Consider the following 15692-nt stretch of genomic DNA (forward strand, 5'->3'; position numbering starts at 1 on the left):
TCAGGGACCTCCCGGCGGGCCGCCGGGCATGCTGGGCGATGCGGTCTGCTCGCTGGCTTCTCCGGTGACGACCCGGTCGCCCTCGTCGAGGCCGGACCTGATCTCGACCGTGGTGCGGTCATTGAGGCCGGTCTTGACCTCGCGCTCGCGCACGTCACCCGACGCATCGAGGGTGCGGACGGTGCTGCGGCCGTCGGATTTTCGCATCAGCGCGAGCGCGGGGATGACCTTCACGCGCTTGGCCTCACCGGTAATGATGTGCACCTCGGCGGTCATGTAGGTCCGCAGCGAAAGATCCCTGTTGGGGACGTTGAAGACGCCGATGTAGTAGATGGCGGTGCTGGTGGAGCTCGACGAACTCGAACTCGTGCTCGAGCTCGAGGTGGTGGTCGAAGAGAAGCTGGCGTCGCTCTTGATCGATTCGGGCGCCGGCTCGATCTGCTCCAGCCTGGCCTCGTAGCGATGGTCCTGGTCGCCGAGGATGGTGAAATACAGCGCCTGGCCCGGCCTGACCTTGACGATGTCGGCCTCGGAAATCTCCGCCCGCACCGTCATGGTTTCGAGCTGGCCGAGCACGACGATGGTCGGGGCGGACTGCACCGCGTTGACCGTCTGTCCCTCCTGCACCACGGTGGCGAGCACCGTGCCGTCGATGGGCGCGGTGATCCTGGTGTAGTCGAGGTTGACTCGCGCCGTCTCGACGCTGGCTTCGGCTCCCACGATCAGAGCTTCGAGCGCGGCAATCTGGGCGCGGGTCTGCCGCACCGTCGAATCCGCGCTGTCGAAATCGCTGCGCGAGGTGGCACGCTGCGCCAGTGTCGCCTGCTGTCGCGCGAGGTTGGCTTCCGCCAGCACCAACGCGGCTTCCTTCTCGAGTTTCTGAGCGCGGTAGTTCTTGAGCGAAGCTTCCGAACTGCGCAGATCGTTCTGCTTGGTGACGGGGTCGATCTGGGCGATGACGTCGCCGGCCTTGACCGAGTCGCCGACGCGGACATTGAGGGCGGTGATCCGGCCCGACACCTGCGCGCCGACGGCAGTCAGGCGTGCCGGCTTGAGCGTGCCGCTGGCGAGCACCTCCTCGCGCAGATCGCTGACGGTGACCGGCGCAGTGATATAGGACTGTGCCTTGCTCGAGGTCCCCGGAGAGCGCATGGCGGCCACCACCCCGGTTGCCACGACGGCAACCACCGCGGCGGCAATCTTCACGCGCTTGGCGGTGATGATATCAGTCACTTCGCCGTCTCCCGGAAGTGTGGTCCTGTATTGGTGTCCGCGATGATCGGCGTCGACGTATCGACCGGATCGGACCAGCCGCCACCGAGCGCCTTCGCGAGCGAAATGTAATCCTTGGCCGCGGACACCTTGCTCTGGATCAGCGAATCCTCAGCCGAGTAGAGCGAGCGTTCGGCGTCCAGCACGTCGATGAAGCTGGCGCTGCCGGTCTCGAACAGCGATCGCGACAGCCGGGCGGCCTCCCGGTAGTTCTTTGCTGCCTCGGCCAGCTTGACCCCGCGGACGCGCTCCTGCGAAATCGACACCAGCGCGTTCTCGACGTCTTCAAGGGCGGTGAGCAGGGTCGAATGGAACGTCGCGAACGCCTGGTCGCGTTGCGCCTCGGCGATCTTGACGGTCGCCAGGCGCTTGCCCGCGTCGAACACCGGCACCGTGACCGAGGGGCCCACCGACCAGCTCACGTTGGAATATTTTGCGAGATCGCCGGCGCGCAGCGCGGAGGTGCCGACCGAGCCGGTCAGCGACACCGCAGGATAGCGGTCGGCCTCGGCCGCGCCGATCTTGGCGGTTGCCTGGGCGAGCTTGCGCTCGGCGCTGGCGACGTCGGGGCGGCCCATGAGGAGATCGGCGGGCAAGCCCGTGGGCAACGGCATGCGCGGTGCAGGCACGGGCGCGGACCGTGCCATCAGCGAAGCGACGCTGTCGGGCGGTCGCCCGAGCAGGATGCCGAGCCGGTGAATGTCGGCCGCAAGCGCCGCCTGATAGGTCGGAACGTTCGCCTCCGTGCTCGCCGCTTGTGCAGTCGCCTTGGCGAGATCGACGGCGTTGCCGCTGCCGGCTTCGTATTTGCTGCGGGTGAGCTCTTCGGTGTCGCGCATCGAGACCGATGTTCGCTGCGCCAGCGCGATCCGCGCCTGGTAGCCGCGCGCCTCCACATAATAGGCGGCAACGTCGCCGATCAGCGTGACGAGGCTGTCGCGCAGATCCTCCTCGGCCGATTGCTGCCCACGCACCGCTGCCTCGATGCTCCGTTGCGTGCCGCCGAACAGGTCGAGCTCCCAGCTCGAATCGAAACTCGCCTGGTGCAGCTTGTAGGGTGCTGTGTCGACGACGGCCGAGGCGGAGCCCGCGCTGGTCTTGTTGTTGGTCACCGAGGCCGAGCCGCTGACGGAGGGAAACAGGCCGGCGCCGGTCTGTTGCACCGTTGCGCGCGCCTCGCGCACGACCGCCTTCGCCTTGGCGACATCGGGGTTGGCATCGACCGCCTGTTCGATCAGCCGGTTGAGCAGGGGGTCGCGCAGCCGCTGCCACCAGCGATCCAGCGTGCCGGCTTGTCGCCGGGACGTAGGTCGCGCGCTCCAATGCGACGGCATGTCCAGCCCGGGCGGCCCCGCATAATCCGGCCCGACGGCGCAGCCAACCAATGTAGCACCCAGCATCAGCGCGACGCAGGCCGATCCGGCGCGCGACAGGCCGGCGCGCAGTGGGGGCGGCGTCGGGTGATGGTTCTCCTCTGTGGATGGCGTGAGAACTGCGGCGAACAAGTGTGACGGCATCAAATCGGTTGAGATCCATGGGCCTTGCCGCGGGACGTGCGGTGCCCATGGCCTTCGGAAGGGTACGACGAACAGGGCCCACTAGCCGCGCGATCGTGGCCTTTCGGCAGCCGGAATATTGCTGGATGTAAACAGATGTTGCGGGGCATCTCGGGCCCCGCCGCACGGTGCCTGCCAGGCCGGACGTCGACCCTGTTTTGCCGCTGCGTCAAGCCCTCGTTGCGAAAATATTCCACTTTACCGAAATTCGGATTTGTCGTATGTGTCGTCCATCCCGGCTCATTCTTGAGGGGCGATCGTGAGGTCGTCATTGTCGCGAGCCGGGCTTGCGGTGGACGCGGCAGCGTCGGGCACGAAAGGTGCGGGCAGGGAGGGTAGTCCCCGGTGAGCCCGTGGCCGCGCGCGGACGAACGGCGCTGCTAGGCTTCGTCTCGCCTGTAAGTTTCCGGCTCCGTCGACAGGGCTGGGAAAACTGCGGCGAAATGGCGGGCCGCGCGTACGGCAAAACCGTGTGGTCCTGGCCGTCGTTGCTACGGTCAAGCTCTTGCGGAGGCGGCAGTCGCGTCAACCGGCGCGGAGGTCGGTGAATTTCGCGAGGGTGAGGGAGGCCAGAACGAACTCGGCTCCCGGGAGAGCGCGGCATAAGCCGTCCGACCATCGCGCAGGGAAGGCCGAGTGATTGGCACCACCTGTATGCTGCTGTGCGGTCTCTTTGCGCTCCATTTTCGCGCAGCGGACCGCGGGTGCGAGGTCAGCACCCGGTCTTCCCTGTGCCCTCTCGGCTCGAGAGGGTGAGCGACGAAGCAGAACTCGGGCGAATTCGGCCGCGAGAACGCGAAGATGTGTCTGGTCAGTGCGAGTTGAGAAGCGTTGCGCCGCGTCGGGGACAGAAAGGAGCCCACTCACCAGGAGATCGGGATTCGCTGCGCAAATCCACCCAGGTCCGAATCCGGGCTCAGGGGCTGACGGTCGAGCGGCCGGTTGTTGTTCTCGCGTGCGAACGACGTGCCGGGCGGCAAGGCGTAGTCGGTGAACTTGCGATCGCCGGGAAGCACTTCGGTCCCGCCATCCAGCCACGACCGCTTGCTTACATAGATGCGCGTATGCGGACCGGACTGGTAGGACCGATTGGGCCCGTGCGGACCATACTCATAGACGACATCATGCATTGCTTGCTGTCGATCGCGCTTGCGCGTGGCTGCGGCATGAGCGGTGAGGGTCGAGGTGAGGAGGACGACCAGCACCGTTCTGGTCATGACAAGCGCGTTCATCGGCAAATGCCCCGTGCGAATTCCTGATGCCGTCGCCTCTCGCACCGACTTCAGAGGCTGTAAAGAATTCAGGCGTTGCGGGATGTTGCTGCGCGCTTGCCTGGTCGGCCCGTACGAGACCGTCCGCACGTCGGCCGCTGGCCGCGGAAGGCTCACGCGGTCGTCAGGGCGCCGTATTCGCGCGACCGACCCGCCAATCAATTTCAACGACCGGAAACAGTACAGCAATCTCAAAGCCACATCGCGGCCACAGCCGTTTCGTTTCAGAGCAACAGGTGCTCTTGAGGTGTGGAATGTCGGTGTTGCGGGGCTTGCTGATCGCGGTGGCGATGAGTGGTGTATCGATTGCGAGTTCAATTCCCGTCGTGCTGTTGCCGCAACCGGCGGCTGCGCAGGGCGTGGAGACGATCGTAGTCGAGGGCAATCGCCGGGTGGAGGCCGAGACGGTCCGCTCGTATTTCAGGCCCGGCCCCGGCGGTCGCCTCGATCAATCCGCCCTCGATGACGGACTCAAGGCGTTGATCGGGACAGGCCTGTTCCAGGACGTGAAGATCAGTCAGTCCGGCGGCCGCCTCGTGGTCTCCGTGGTGGAAAATGCCGTGATCGGCCGCGTTGCCTTCGAGGGCAACAAGAAGATCAAGGACGAGCAACTCTCGGCCGAAGTCCAGTCCAAGGCGCGCGGCACCTTCTCCCGCGCCATGGTGCAGTCCGACACGCTGCGAATCGCCGAAATCTATCGCCGCTCCGGCCGCTACGACGTGCGCGTCACGCCCGAGGTCATCGAGCAGCCGAATAATCGCGTCGATCTCATCTTCACGGTCGAGGAGGGTGCCAAGACTCCGGTCAAGTCCGTCGAGTTCATCGGCAACAACGCCTTCTCGGCCTCGCGACTGCGCGACGTCATCAAGACCCATGAAAGCAATCTGCTCAGCTTTCTCGGCAGCAACGACATCTATGATCCCGACCGCGTCGAGGCCGACCGCGACCTGATCCGTCGCTTCTACCTCAAGAATGGTTTTGCCGACGTCCAGGTCGTCGCCGCGCTCACTGAATACGATCCCGAGAAAAAGGGCTTTCTCGTCACCTTCAAGATCGAGGAGGGGGCGCAGTACCGTGTCGGCGCAGTCGACTTCCGCTCCAGCATTCCGAACTTCGATCCATCCTCGCTGCGCGTCTATTCGCGAGTCCATGTCGGTTCGCTCTACAACGTCGAATCGGTCGAGAAGTCGACCGAAGACATGCAGATCGAGGCCTCGCGCCGCGGCTATGCCTTTGCCCTGGTCCGTCCCGGAGGCGACCGCAATTTCGAGGCGCGCACCGTCTCCGTCGTGTTCAATGTCGACGAAGGCCCGCGAACCTATATCGAGCGCATCACCCTGCGCGGCAATACCCGCACGCGCGATTACGTGATCCGCCGCGAATTCGATCTCTCGGAGGGGGACGCCTACAACCGCGCGCTGGTCGATCGCGCCGAGCGGCGCCTGAAGAACCTCGACTATTTCAAGAGCGTGAAGATCACGGCCGAGCCGGGCTCGTCGAGTGACCGCGTCATCCTGATCGTCGACATGGAAGAGAAATCGACCGGCGACTTCTCGATCTCGGGCGGCTACTCCACCACCGACGGCGCTCTGGCCGAAGTGTCGGTCTCCGAGCGCAACCTGCTCGGTCGCGGTCTGTACGGCAAGGTCTCGGTCAGCTACGGTCAATACTCCCGCGGAATATCGCTGTCCCTCGTCGAGCCTTATCTGCTCGACTACCGGCTGGCGCTCGGAATCGACACCTATTGGCGCCAGCAATTGTCGAACAGCTACACGAGCTACGGCGTGACGACGCTGGGCTTCTCTCCACGCCTGGGCTTTGCATTGCGCGAGGACCTCTCACTCCAGCTCCGCTATTCGCTCTATCAGCAGAGCATCACGCTCGCCAGCGCCTATAACAATTGCAACAACAACGCATCGAACGCGTCGCTGGCCTTCAATCCGACGCCGGCCTATATCAGGAGTGTTCTGGGCGGCGTGGACCCGACCAATTCCACGGATTCGGGCGTTTACGGATACGGCTGCTATGGCGACGGTGAGTCGAGCCTGCCGGTCCGGCGGGAACTGGCGAACGGCGCGACTTGGACGTCGGCGCTCGGCTACACGCTGAACTACAACACGCTCGACAACACCAAGAACCCCACGGACGGGTTGCTGGTCGACTTCAAGCAGGATTTCGCGGGTGTCGGCGGTGACGTCACCTATCTGAAGACGGCGTTGGATACCAAATACTACACGTCGCTCGTGTCCGACATCGTCAGTGTGATCCATCTCCAGGGCGGTCTCCTCAGCAAGCTCGGGAGCCAGGACCTGCGCATGCTGGATCACTTCCAGATGGGGCCGAACCTCGTGCGCGGCTTCGCGTCAAACGGTATCGGTCCGCGCGACATCACCTATTGGAGCCTGGGCTCGAGCGGCGATGCGCTCGGCGGCACGAAATACTGGGGCGCGTCGATGGAGTTGCAGATGCCGTTCTGGTTCCTGCCCAAGGAAGTTGGCCTGAAGGGCGCGGTCTACGCCGATGCCGGATCGCTCTGGGGCTACCAGGGGCCGACCTCATGGTCGGCCACCGGCGAAGTCAACACCAACGCGTGCCCGACCTGCGGATTGCAATATGACGACGGCAGTACGGTGCGATCGTCCGTCGGCGTCGGCCTGATCTGGGCCTCGCCGTTCGGGCCACTGCGCTTCGACTACGCCGTGCCGCTGACGAAGGGCAAATACGACACGGTTCAGGAGTTCAGGTTTGGGGGTGGCACTTCGTTCTAGTTGGGCGCCCACCGCTGTGCGCGGCTGCGGCCTTGCCGCGCGGGCGCGCCGGACGATCGCGATCGCGGCGCCGGAGCACCGCCAGTCGCTCTCCGCGCAGCTCCGCACCGCGCTGGCGGCCCTTAGTTCATCATCGCGAGCGCTGGACGCCGGTTTTCACTGGACTCCATGATGCCGGGGAGATCGGTGGCCTCGCCGGCGATCATGCCCGACATCTGCCAGAACAGGTACGCAAGGCGAGATAACACCATCCGCTCGCGGTCGGCAGCAACGGTGCCGTCCGGAATCGTCACGGTCTCCAGGCCGACCACCTTCTTGAAATCCGGCCAGATCATCATCGATTGCGCGATCACGGAATAGCAACGCGGATCGTCGTCGCTCTCGTCGGGCGCCGGTGGCAAGCCCGGATATTGCACCGGAGCGGCGTAGAACTTGTAGGTGCCATAGCCGAGCTGGAGCAGGAGCTTTTCGGGAACTGCGACATCGGCCGCAAAGGATATCAGCCGTGCTTCGTTCAGCATGTCAGGCTCGATCGCGCTGAGGTCCGATGCGCGGAGCGCCGAGCAGAAGGAGAGATCGCGATTGTGCTCGCGGAGCAGATTGGCCAGCGGCTGCTGTCGTTGCACGGTGTCGGTGAGCAGGATGATGGTCTTGATCATCGTGAGGTGTCCGTCAGGGGAGGAGGTGGCGAGCGGTCATGAGCGCTTCGTCGGAAGCGTGGGCAGCGAAGAAGTCGTTGGCGATGCGCTGTCCCGGCGCGATCTCCAGGATGCGGTAGCGCGCCTGGGCGGCGGCTTCGCGCGCGGCACCGACGTCGTCCTGCCAGGCGCAGAGCGACAGCTCGAGCCGGCTGTACCCGCCGCAATCGGCGGCATAGGCGCCGGTCACGGCCTCCACAGCCGCGGCCACCGCGCCGGCATCGCTGGCCGAGACGTTGCGCAGGATCACGGCGATGCCGTTGCCGGTCTCGGCTTTCGAGGTCATCACCATGAAGGCGTCGCGCGCGCCGGTGCGGCCGGCGCGACGGGCGGCGCGCACCATGCGCGCAAAGCCGGGATCGGGACCGAGCTCCAGCGTCGTCGTCTGCTGGTCATGCAGGATCGTGGCGCGCGAGGCGCCGAGGTCGCCTTTCAGTGCGTGATAGGATCGCGGCAGCCATACGGTGTCGAGCGGCACCTGCGACGACGTCAGGCTCCAGGCCTGATCGATCAGATAGCCCTCCCAGATCGCAGGATAGGACGCGGCGAGTTGCTGCCATGTGCGCAGCATCATCTCCGCAGCCTTGGTGCGGCCGAGATAGAGCGTGCGCGCCGACATCTCCCAGCGATTCCACTTGTGCAAGGCCACGTCGCAGCCGAGGAAGGACGGCAGCAGCGGCGCCTCGCGCACCACCGCGCCGGCTTCGACGAATAGCAGCGGCTCGCGATATTTGTTCCACATCCGCATCATGAACTTGGCCTTCTCGAAGGAGGATGCGGTCGCCGAGCTGGGTGTCGATCGGCTCGATGTGGCAGGCGAGGTCAAACCGTTCGAGCGAATGCCGGAGCGCGAAGGCCGCGGTTGCGTCGCAGCCGCGCGGGTAGCAGGAGACGATCCGCGGACGGACGGTGGGTGAATCGGCGGCGGCGAGGAATTTCGACCATCCGATCCCGCCCCACCACATTTCATGCGGGCCGTCCGCGCCGCAGGGGCCGACAGTGCCGAACTCGGTCAGCTTGGACTTGAGAAAGTCGAAGCCGGGGTTCTCGCTTCCGGGAATGACGACGGCGCAGGCGGGCGTCAGCGAGCGGCAGAACAGCTCGGCGGCCGCACCGCTTGGCGGCTCCTTGAGGATGATGACGCCGCTCCGCCGGCACTCGCTGAAATCGTCGCGCGGCGCGCCATACTGCTTGAACAGCCAGTCCAGGCGGTCGCGCTGGGTCCGGCCGAGCCTCACGCCGCCGGACTGCAACAGCCGATCAAGGTCTTCGTCCGTCAATTCCGTACCCCCCGGTCTCAGCCCTGGACTTCAACGGTCGAGGCGATGCGATCAGGCGGGCTATTTGGGATGGGCGCCAAGCGGCGTAATTGCCACGGAGTAGATCGCGATATCCTCGGTCATGGGGGCGACCGGGATCAGCAGGCAGCCATCCTCGCTTTGGGCGCGATAATGGTCGCCGTTCCGCTCTATCCCGGCGAAGACCAGGCTCTCAGCCGCGATGCCGACCACGCTCTGGCTTTCCGCGGCGTCGCGGACATCGGCGGCGCTCTGGATCGTCACGCCATGCAGCAGACCTTCGGCGGCGAATTTGGGCAGCGGCAGGACGATCGTGGCGATACCCATCGCACGCGAGACCGGAATACGGACGCGCAGCTCGCCGAGGCCGTTGCGGTGAAGCGTCACCGTCTCCAGCGTCGCTTCGCCGTTCCCGCGAAACAGTCCGACCTGGACCTGGCCGCAGGGCCTGTCCTCGAAGACGTCGGCCGGCAGGCGGTTGGCACCGAACAGCGTGTAGAGATAGGAGTGAGACGCCGACAGGCGCGCAAAGCAACCCGCAAGCCACATCGGCGGTGCCGATGTCGTGCAGGCGGCTGAGAGACCGCGGGCGGTGATCTGCCGACGGATGTAGTCGCCGTCGATCATTGGCGCCAGCGCATGGGTGCCGAGATTGACGTCATGCTTCAGTTCGCCCAGCAGCGCCAGCTCGTCCTCATCAGGCAGCAGCAGAAGCCGGGCCAAGGTCGCCGCGCACCACCGCGCGGCGACGTCGGGCGCGGCATAGGGGCTCAGACGAAAATCCACCGCGACCTGTTCGGCGCATTCCGCAAAGGCCAGCGTGCCGGCCTGGATGTCTGCCGCCAGCGTGATCTGGCTGGTGGGTCGCGGATTGATCTCCCGCAGCACCGTGCCGCCGTCATAGTCCCGGACCGAACCGTCGGCCGAACAGCAGACCTGCTCCAGCAGCGCAATGTTGCGGATCAGCATGCGCTTGACATGGGGCGTGACGACGAGGTCGGAGATGAAGCCCGTGGCGCTGTCCTCCTCGGCGACGTCGTCGAAGGCGTCATCGAGCGAGATCAGATAGGCGCCGTGGAGGCGTATGTCGAGGCCTTCCAGCTTGAAGATCCGACGCAGCGCCTTCTGCACGCTCCCGGAATAGCCGAGATCGGCGAGCACGAGATCGGTGCAGTCGTCGAAGCCAGGGATCACGTGGCGCAGATGGGAAAGCAACCTCGCGCGCAGGCCGGCCGCGAGCTCGCCGATCTCATCCGCTCCCATCAGCCCCGGCAGCGCCTCGGCAATCTCGAGGCCCGTCACGATGCCGTCGGGCGACTTCGCAAAGAACGCGGTGACCTTCGGCGGCAGGATCTTCATCATGTCGCGAAAGGTTGGAGCGTCGATCTTCAGGATCTTGCCCAGAAGATCGATGATCGGCTGCATCGTGTCGGCGGAGGCGATCAGGCTGACGCGGCGGTTGATCTCGACATAGGCCGAAGTCATGCCGTGCAACTGCTGCCAGATCCGGTGCGGCAGAAAGCCGTCGCGGCCGAGGAAGCCGAGGGCGACCTTTCGGCCGGGACCTGCGACCTCTTCGCAGCGCCGTGCAACAAAGGCATCGAATGCCTTCATCACCGGGCCGAGCACCGTCACTCCCAAATGGAAGGCCGGCGACCTCTCGGCGCTTCGCGCGACGACCATGCGCCGCAAAGTGCGTGCGCCGTGATCGAGCCGAGACGGCGCACCCGTGCACAACAGCTCGAACAGCGCGGTCTCGCGCTGAAACCTCGCCGCAAGCTGGGCGGTGGCCTGCGGATAGTAGCGCGGGCGAATGCCGTGGCGCTTCGCGGCCCTGATGTCGGCCTTTTCATTGTCGCCGACGTGAAAGGAGGCGCTGGCGTCGATGCTCTGCTCCGACAGATACGTCGCGAACAGCGACTCGCTCTTGCTGCTGCCGTGGTCGCAGGATGCGTAGAGAAAGTCCCAGCTCAGGCCGGGATGACAAGCCCGCAGCAATCGCGCCAGCCGGTCGGCATCCCAATAGGTGTCGGAGATGAATCCGACGCGGTGGCCCGCTCGCTTCATGTCCTGATATTGCCAAAGCATGTCCGGATTGGCGCGGCAGAGCTCGATCTCCGCCGCAAACTCCGATTCGACCAGATCTGTCAGGTCGCCGCGCGCCAGACCGAAGAGCCTGAACGGAAAATAGGAATAGATCTCGTCGATGTGCACTTCGCCCACGCCGCGTTTCTCCTTCGCGGTCCGGCGTGCACGCGCTTCGGCCTGGATACGATGCTGAACGAAACTCGTGGAAACATTCGGACAAGATCGTGAAATGCCCGAAAGCTCGTAAGTCCTTTCAAATACGCCATCCGGCGTCGCGCAGGCGCGAAGCAGAAATGTATCGAAAACATCGAATGACCAAGCAGAAACAATTTGCGTGCGGCGCTCCGTGCCACTCGTTGCGATCTTCATGCTGCAATTCCCCGTCACCAGGACGATTAACGTGCGCATGTGTCGAGTCAGGCGCCACGTATACGAAAAAAGTTCACGCGCGATTCGAAATCGCGTTCGTCGCGACTGACAGATTCAAAAAAATCGCTAGGTTCGAAAATGGTGATTCGGAAAAAATTGCCGGGTGCAGAAGTCGTCTCGCGTTCATTCACACTCGGAAACAATTGTCTCTTCATGCACCAGTCGCGTGTCGCGTCTGATCACCTAGTGCCGCGTAATGTCAGCGTTTTCTCTCGACGACATCTGCTCAGGATGAACGATCCGCCATGGCGCGAGACGATGTGATGATTGCAGGTACGACGCGCAAGATGATCGCGCGACCGGCAATTATTGCCCGATACTCGGCAAAAAATGACCAGGTAACATATTGAAAAACAAAGGAAATTCACCGCTTGGATTGCTGTCGTCCCGCGTTCAACGCTTGGAAGCCGTGTGGCATGGGCGCCGCGGGCATTGCGGGTTGGAGGTTGCGGGATGAGTTACGCTGCTGATGTCTGGGCTCCCGCCGAGGCCGAGATCGCGACGACGGTGCCGGCCGAAGAGACGGTGCCTATGATGCCGTCCGCGCCGCTCGCGCCGGGCGGGCAGCCTGATGCCGCCGATGTCGTCTACGACGAGGACAGCGAACTCCTGGACAAGCTCGCCACCGGCGACGAAGTCGCATTCCGCATGCTGGTCGAGCGTCACATCGATCGCGCCTATGCCATTGCGCTGCGCATCGTCGGCAACGCCGCGGACGCCGAGGACGTGGTGCAGGATTCTATGCTCAAGATCTGGAGCCATCGCGGACGCTGGCAGCACGGCCGCGCCAAATTCTCGACCTGGCTCTACCGTGTCATCTCCAACCGCTGCATCGATCTGCGTCGCAAGCCGCGCACCGAGAACGTCGAGGCCGTGCCGGAAGTCGCCGACAATCAGCCCGGCGCCGTCGAGCTCATCGAGCGCAACGAGCTGAACGACATGCTGGAGCTCGCGATGCAGCGCCTGCCCGAGCAGCAGCGCGTCGCGGTGATCCTGTCCTACCACGAAAACATGAGCAACGGCGAGATTGCCCAGGTGATGGATACAACCGTCGCCGCCGTCGAGTCGCTGCTCAAGCGCGGCCGCCAGCAGCTTCGCCAGCTCCTGCGCAAGCACGAGCGCGACATCCGCACCGCGTTTACCGACTGCTAACCATAAAAATCACCTCACGAAGATTTTCGCGCCTGATCTCCTCGCGCTCCGCCGTTTGAGCGAACGGACGGGGCTGCGGTCCGCGTCGTCGTAAGTCGATTCCCACGAAGCGGCACGCCGTGCCCATCAAACAGGAGCTTCAGATGCCCGCAATCAACACCAACACTGCCGCCAATGCGGCAGTCCGCTATCTCAACATCAACGCTGCGCAGGAGAGCAGCTCGCTCTCGAAGCTGTCGAGCGGATCGCGCATCACTTCGGCATCCGACGACGCCGCGGGCCTTGCGATCTCCACGCGCATCTCCTCGGACGTCACCACGCTTCAGCAGGCTGCGACCAACGCCTCGCAGGCGACTGCGATTCTCCAGACCGCCGACGGCGGCGCGTCGAACATCTCGGACATTCTCGCCCGCATGAAGTCGCTGGCGTCCGAATCCGCGTCGGGCACCGTGACCGACTCCAGTCGCGCCTATATCCAATCGGAATTCTCGCAGCTCAACGCCCAAATCGACTCGATCGCGACCGGCACCCGCTATTCCGGCCAGAGCTTGCTCGATGGATCCAGCGTGTTCTCGTCCGGTGTGTCCGTGCTGGTCGGCTCGGACGGCTCCGACACGATCGACATCCAGTTGACCAGCCTGACCGCGTCCTCTCTCGCTGTCTCCACGCTCGACGTCAGCACTCAGTCCGGCGCGACATCGGCGCTCGATGCCATCGATACTGCGATCGACACCGTTTCTGCCGCGCGCGCCTCGATCGGCGCTCAGGAATCGCGGTTCAACTTCTCGTCGGATTCGATCTCGACCCAGACGCAGAACCTCCAGGCGGCAAACTCCGCGATCGAGGACGTGGATATCGCGTCCGAGCAATCCAAGCTGTCTTCGGCCGAAGTGAAGACACAGGCTGCCGTGTCGGCGCTCGCCGCGGCGAACCAGATGCCCCAGTACTTGCTCCAGCTGCTGAACTGATGACGATCCAAGCGGGCCGGCATGAGGCCGGCCCGCTCACTACCAGGGAATAGGCAACCAAAGTGGCCAGCGTCAGCTCAACCAGCAGCGCAAGCTCGGGTGTCACCGTCACCACGAGCGGGTCGACCAATTCGAGCAGTATCGACTGGTCAGCGCTGATACAGTCCGCCGTGGACGCGAAGACCGCGCAGGCGGATACGATCTCGACCACGATCACGAACAACGAGGCCAAGATCTCTGCCTATCAGACGCTTCAGAGCGATCTGCAGACGCTGTATTCCGGCTTGTCGTCACTATCCACGGCGGTGGTCAATTCGCTCTCCACCAGCGCATTCGCGACGCGCGCGGCGAGCATCAGCTCGACCGGAGACGTGAGTGCCTCCTCGGCGCTTTCCATGACGATCAAGAACGGGGCGGCGATCGGCGACCATACATTGACGATCAGTCAGCTCGCGGCCGCACAGAAGGTGGTCGGCACCTCGCAATCGAGCCAGACCGACGAGCTCGGCTATTCCGGCACGTTCTCCATCGGTTTGGACGGCGGGGCTACGTCCGATATCACCATCACCAGCACGATGTCGCTTCAGGACGTCGTCGATGCCATCAATGCCCAGACCTCGGCGACCAACGTCCAGGCCTCAATCGTGCAGGTCTCCAGCACGTCCTTCCAGATGGTGCTGACAGGCACGGAGGATGCCGCCGACATCACTTATTCGAGCACGTCCGGCGACGATATCCTGAACAAGCTCGGCGTGACCAACAGCTCTGGCAGCTTCACCAACGTCATCCAGGAGGCGCAGTCGGCCGAATTCACGCTGGACGGCATCTCGATGACCCGCGACACCAACGACATCACCGACGTTCTGAGCGGGGTCACCTTCAGCCTGCTCCAGGCGACGCCGGACGGAACCTCGCTGAACATCAGTATCGAGACCGACACCAGCCAGATCCAATCGGCGCTGGAGATCTTCGTCACCAACTACAATGCCTTTCGCGACGAGGTCATCGCCCAGCAGGCGACCACGACCGACGGCACCGCAGACTCGAGTGCGGTCCTGTTCGGCGACGGAACCATGCGCAACATCATGGACGCGCTCCAGAACGCATTGAACAGTACCGTGGGCGGCATGACGATGGCCGATCTCGGTCTGTCCTTCAACGAGAAGAACGAGCTGGAGCTCGATACCAGCACGCTGTCGGAGATCCTGAGCACCAACCTGAGCGGCGTGACCAAGCTGCTGTCGGCGCAAACCACGACGTCGTCGAGCCAGCTCAGCGTCGTCAACACCGGGACGTCGCCGCAATCCTTCACCCTGGAGCTGACCGTCGATTCCGACGGCAACCTGTCCTCGGCCTCGGTCGGCGGCGACTCCTCGCTGTTTACGGTCAGCGGCACCACGATCATCGGTGCGTCCGGCTCGATCTATGCCGGCATGGCCTTCACCTATACCGGCTCGACTTCGCAGTCGATCGCGGTCAACTCGAGCACCGGGATTGCATCGCAGATCTACCAGCTTGCGAAGGACTATTCGTCATCGACTGGCGCGCTGCAAACGCAGATCACCAGTCTGACGACGCGCGACGAGGAGCTCCAGAAAAAGGTCGATGACATCAACAGCGCCGCGGCGACGCTGCAGTCGCAGCTGCAGACGCAATACGCGAAATACCAAGCCGCGATCGAGAGTGCGAACAGCACGCTCGATTATCTCAAGGCCCTGCTCAACTCGAGTGATTGACGATGCATAATCCGATGGCGTACATGGCCAACCAGGCCTATCGGGGAACGGCAACGACCGTGCCGCCGCTCAAGGCGGTCTCGATGCTGCTCGGCGGCACGATCATCTCTCTCCAGAGATCGCTCGCCGCCCAGGAGGCAAGGCGTTTCGAGGAAGGGCACGAGCACCTGATGAAGGCGACCGCGATCCTGCGTGGGCTCAGCCACAATCTCGATTTCGCCAAAGGCGGTGACGTGGCGGAGCGTCTGTTCCAGACCTACAACGCGATGATCCTGGCGAGCCACCGGGCCTTTGGCCGTCCGCACGCCCGGCAAAATTTCGGCCGCATCATCGCCGGGCTGACCGAACTGCGGGAGGCCTGGGAGTTCGTCGACACGACCGTGCGGAGCAGCAAGCCTGGACCGACCGATTCGGCCCGCAGGGGCTGAGCTGCCTGCTCCTCCGCGAGGCGGGGGA

11 protein-coding genes are annotated in these 15692 nt (G+C 64.1%); 5 read left to right on the forward strand and 6 right to left on the reverse strand.

The window, feature by feature from the left end; translation table 11 throughout:
* The 3 genes from H1B27_RS00515 to H1B27_RS00525 all read right to left on the reverse strand — a co-directional run bounded on the left by H1B27_RS00515 (window position 1) and on the right by H1B27_RS00525 (window position 4060).
* Window positions 1–1233: an efflux RND transporter periplasmic adaptor subunit gene (locus tag H1B27_RS00515; protein WP_197964574.1), complete on the reverse strand. Its 1233-nt coding sequence runs from the start codon at window positions 1231–1233 to the stop codon at window positions 1–3.
* Window positions 1230–2789, reverse strand: a complete 1560-nt coding sequence (locus H1B27_RS00520) for an efflux transporter outer membrane subunit (protein ID WP_246515031.1) — start codon at window positions 2787–2789, stop codon at window positions 1230–1232. The genes H1B27_RS00515 and H1B27_RS00520 overlap by 4 nt, the downstream gene beginning before the upstream one ends.
* 902 nt (window positions 2790–3691) lie before the next feature.
* Window positions 3692–4060 carry a hypothetical protein gene (locus H1B27_RS00525; protein WP_061880508.1) on the reverse strand — a complete coding sequence of 123 codons (369 nt, stop codon included), beginning with the start codon at window positions 4058–4060 and terminating at the stop codon, window positions 3692–3694.
* A 293-nt stretch (window positions 4061–4353) separates the two neighbouring features.
* Here H1B27_RS00525 and bamA point away from each other — a divergent pair, with 293 nt between their 5' ends.
* Window positions 4354–6867, forward strand: coding sequence for an outer membrane protein assembly factor BamA (bamA, locus tag H1B27_RS00530; protein ID WP_197964575.1), 2514 nt, complete (start codon window positions 4354–4356; stop codon window positions 6865–6867).
* Window positions 6868–6989: 122 nt separating this feature from the next.
* On the opposite strand, the gene H1B27_RS00535 is transcribed toward bamA, so the two are convergent.
* The 3 genes from H1B27_RS00535 to H1B27_RS00545 all read right to left on the reverse strand — a co-directional run bounded on the left by H1B27_RS00535 (window position 6990) and on the right by H1B27_RS00545 (window position 11086).
* Complete coding sequence (locus H1B27_RS00535) at window positions 6990–7526, reverse strand: hypothetical protein (protein WP_197964576.1); 537 nt, start codon at window positions 7524–7526, stop codon at window positions 6990–6992.
* 13 nt (window positions 7527–7539) lie between these two features.
* Window positions 7540–8316 carry a hypothetical protein gene (locus tag H1B27_RS39895; protein WP_246515033.1) on the reverse strand — a complete coding sequence of 259 codons (777 nt, stop codon included), beginning with the start codon at window positions 8314–8316 and terminating at the stop codon, window positions 7540–7542.
* A 589-nt stretch (window positions 8317–8905) separates the two neighbouring features.
* Window positions 8906–11086, reverse strand: coding sequence for a hypothetical protein (locus H1B27_RS00545; protein ID WP_311976907.1), 2181 nt, complete (start codon window positions 11084–11086; stop codon window positions 8906–8908).
* A gap of 747 nt (window positions 11087–11833) precedes the next feature.
* Between H1B27_RS00545 and H1B27_RS00550 the strand changes: the two genes are divergently transcribed.
* The 4 genes from H1B27_RS00550 (at window position 11834) to H1B27_RS00565 (ending at window position 15664) form a co-directional block, all read left to right on the forward strand.
* Complete coding sequence (locus tag H1B27_RS00550; RefSeq protein WP_197964578.1) at window positions 11834–12532, forward strand: RNA polymerase sigma factor; 699 nt, start codon at window positions 11834–11836, stop codon at window positions 12530–12532.
* 143 nt (window positions 12533–12675) lie between these two features.
* Window positions 12676–13500, forward strand: a complete 825-nt coding sequence (locus H1B27_RS00555) for a flagellin (protein ID WP_061880515.1) — start codon at window positions 12676–12678, stop codon at window positions 13498–13500.
* A gap of 62 nt (window positions 13501–13562) precedes the next feature.
* A complete protein-coding gene (gene fliD / locus H1B27_RS00560) occupies window positions 13563–15236 on the forward strand; it encodes a flagellar filament capping protein FliD (protein WP_082822083.1) in 1674 nt (557 codons plus the stop codon).
* A 2-nt stretch (window positions 15237–15238) separates the two neighbouring features.
* The gene (locus H1B27_RS00565; protein WP_061880501.1) at window positions 15239–15664 is read left to right on the forward strand and encodes a flagellar export chaperone FliS; all 426 of its coding nucleotides are present in this window, start codon (window positions 15239–15241) and stop codon (window positions 15662–15664) included.
* Window positions 15665–15692 lie beyond the last annotated feature (28 nt).

This window comes from Bradyrhizobium diversitatis (genome assembly GCF_016031635.1).
Lineage (GTDB): Bacteria > Pseudomonadota > Alphaproteobacteria > Rhizobiales > Xanthobacteraceae > Bradyrhizobium > Bradyrhizobium diversitatis.

What these genes read in the sequence shown, in the direction of transcription:
- H1B27_RS39895 (WP_246515033.1), bottom strand. Translation starts at nt 8,316, where the DNA reads ATGATGCGGATGTGGAACAAATATCGCGAGCCGCTGCTATTCGTCGAA.
- H1B27_RS00550 (WP_197964578.1), top strand. Translation starts at nt 11,834, where the DNA reads ATGAGTTACGCTGCTGATGTCTGGGCTCCCGCCGAGGCCGAGATCGCG.
- H1B27_RS00535 (WP_197964576.1), bottom strand. Translation starts at nt 7,526, where the DNA reads ATGATCAAGACCATCATCCTGCTCACCGACACCGTGCAACGACAGCAG.
- H1B27_RS00525 (WP_061880508.1), bottom strand. Translation starts at nt 4,060, where the DNA reads ATGAACGCGCTTGTCATGACCAGAACGGTGCTGGTCGTCCTCCTCACC.
- H1B27_RS00520 (WP_246515031.1), bottom strand. Translation starts at nt 2,789, where the DNA reads ATGCCGTCACACTTGTTCGCCGCAGTTCTCACGCCATCCACAGAGGAG.
- bamA (WP_197964575.1), top strand. Translation starts at nt 4,354, where the DNA reads ATGTCGGTGTTGCGGGGCTTGCTGATCGCGGTGGCGATGAGTGGTGTA.
- H1B27_RS00565 (WP_061880501.1), top strand. Translation starts at nt 15,239, where the DNA reads ATGCATAATCCGATGGCGTACATGGCCAACCAGGCCTATCGGGGAACG.
- H1B27_RS00555 (WP_061880515.1), top strand. Translation starts at nt 12,676, where the DNA reads ATGCCCGCAATCAACACCAACACTGCCGCCAATGCGGCAGTCCGCTAT.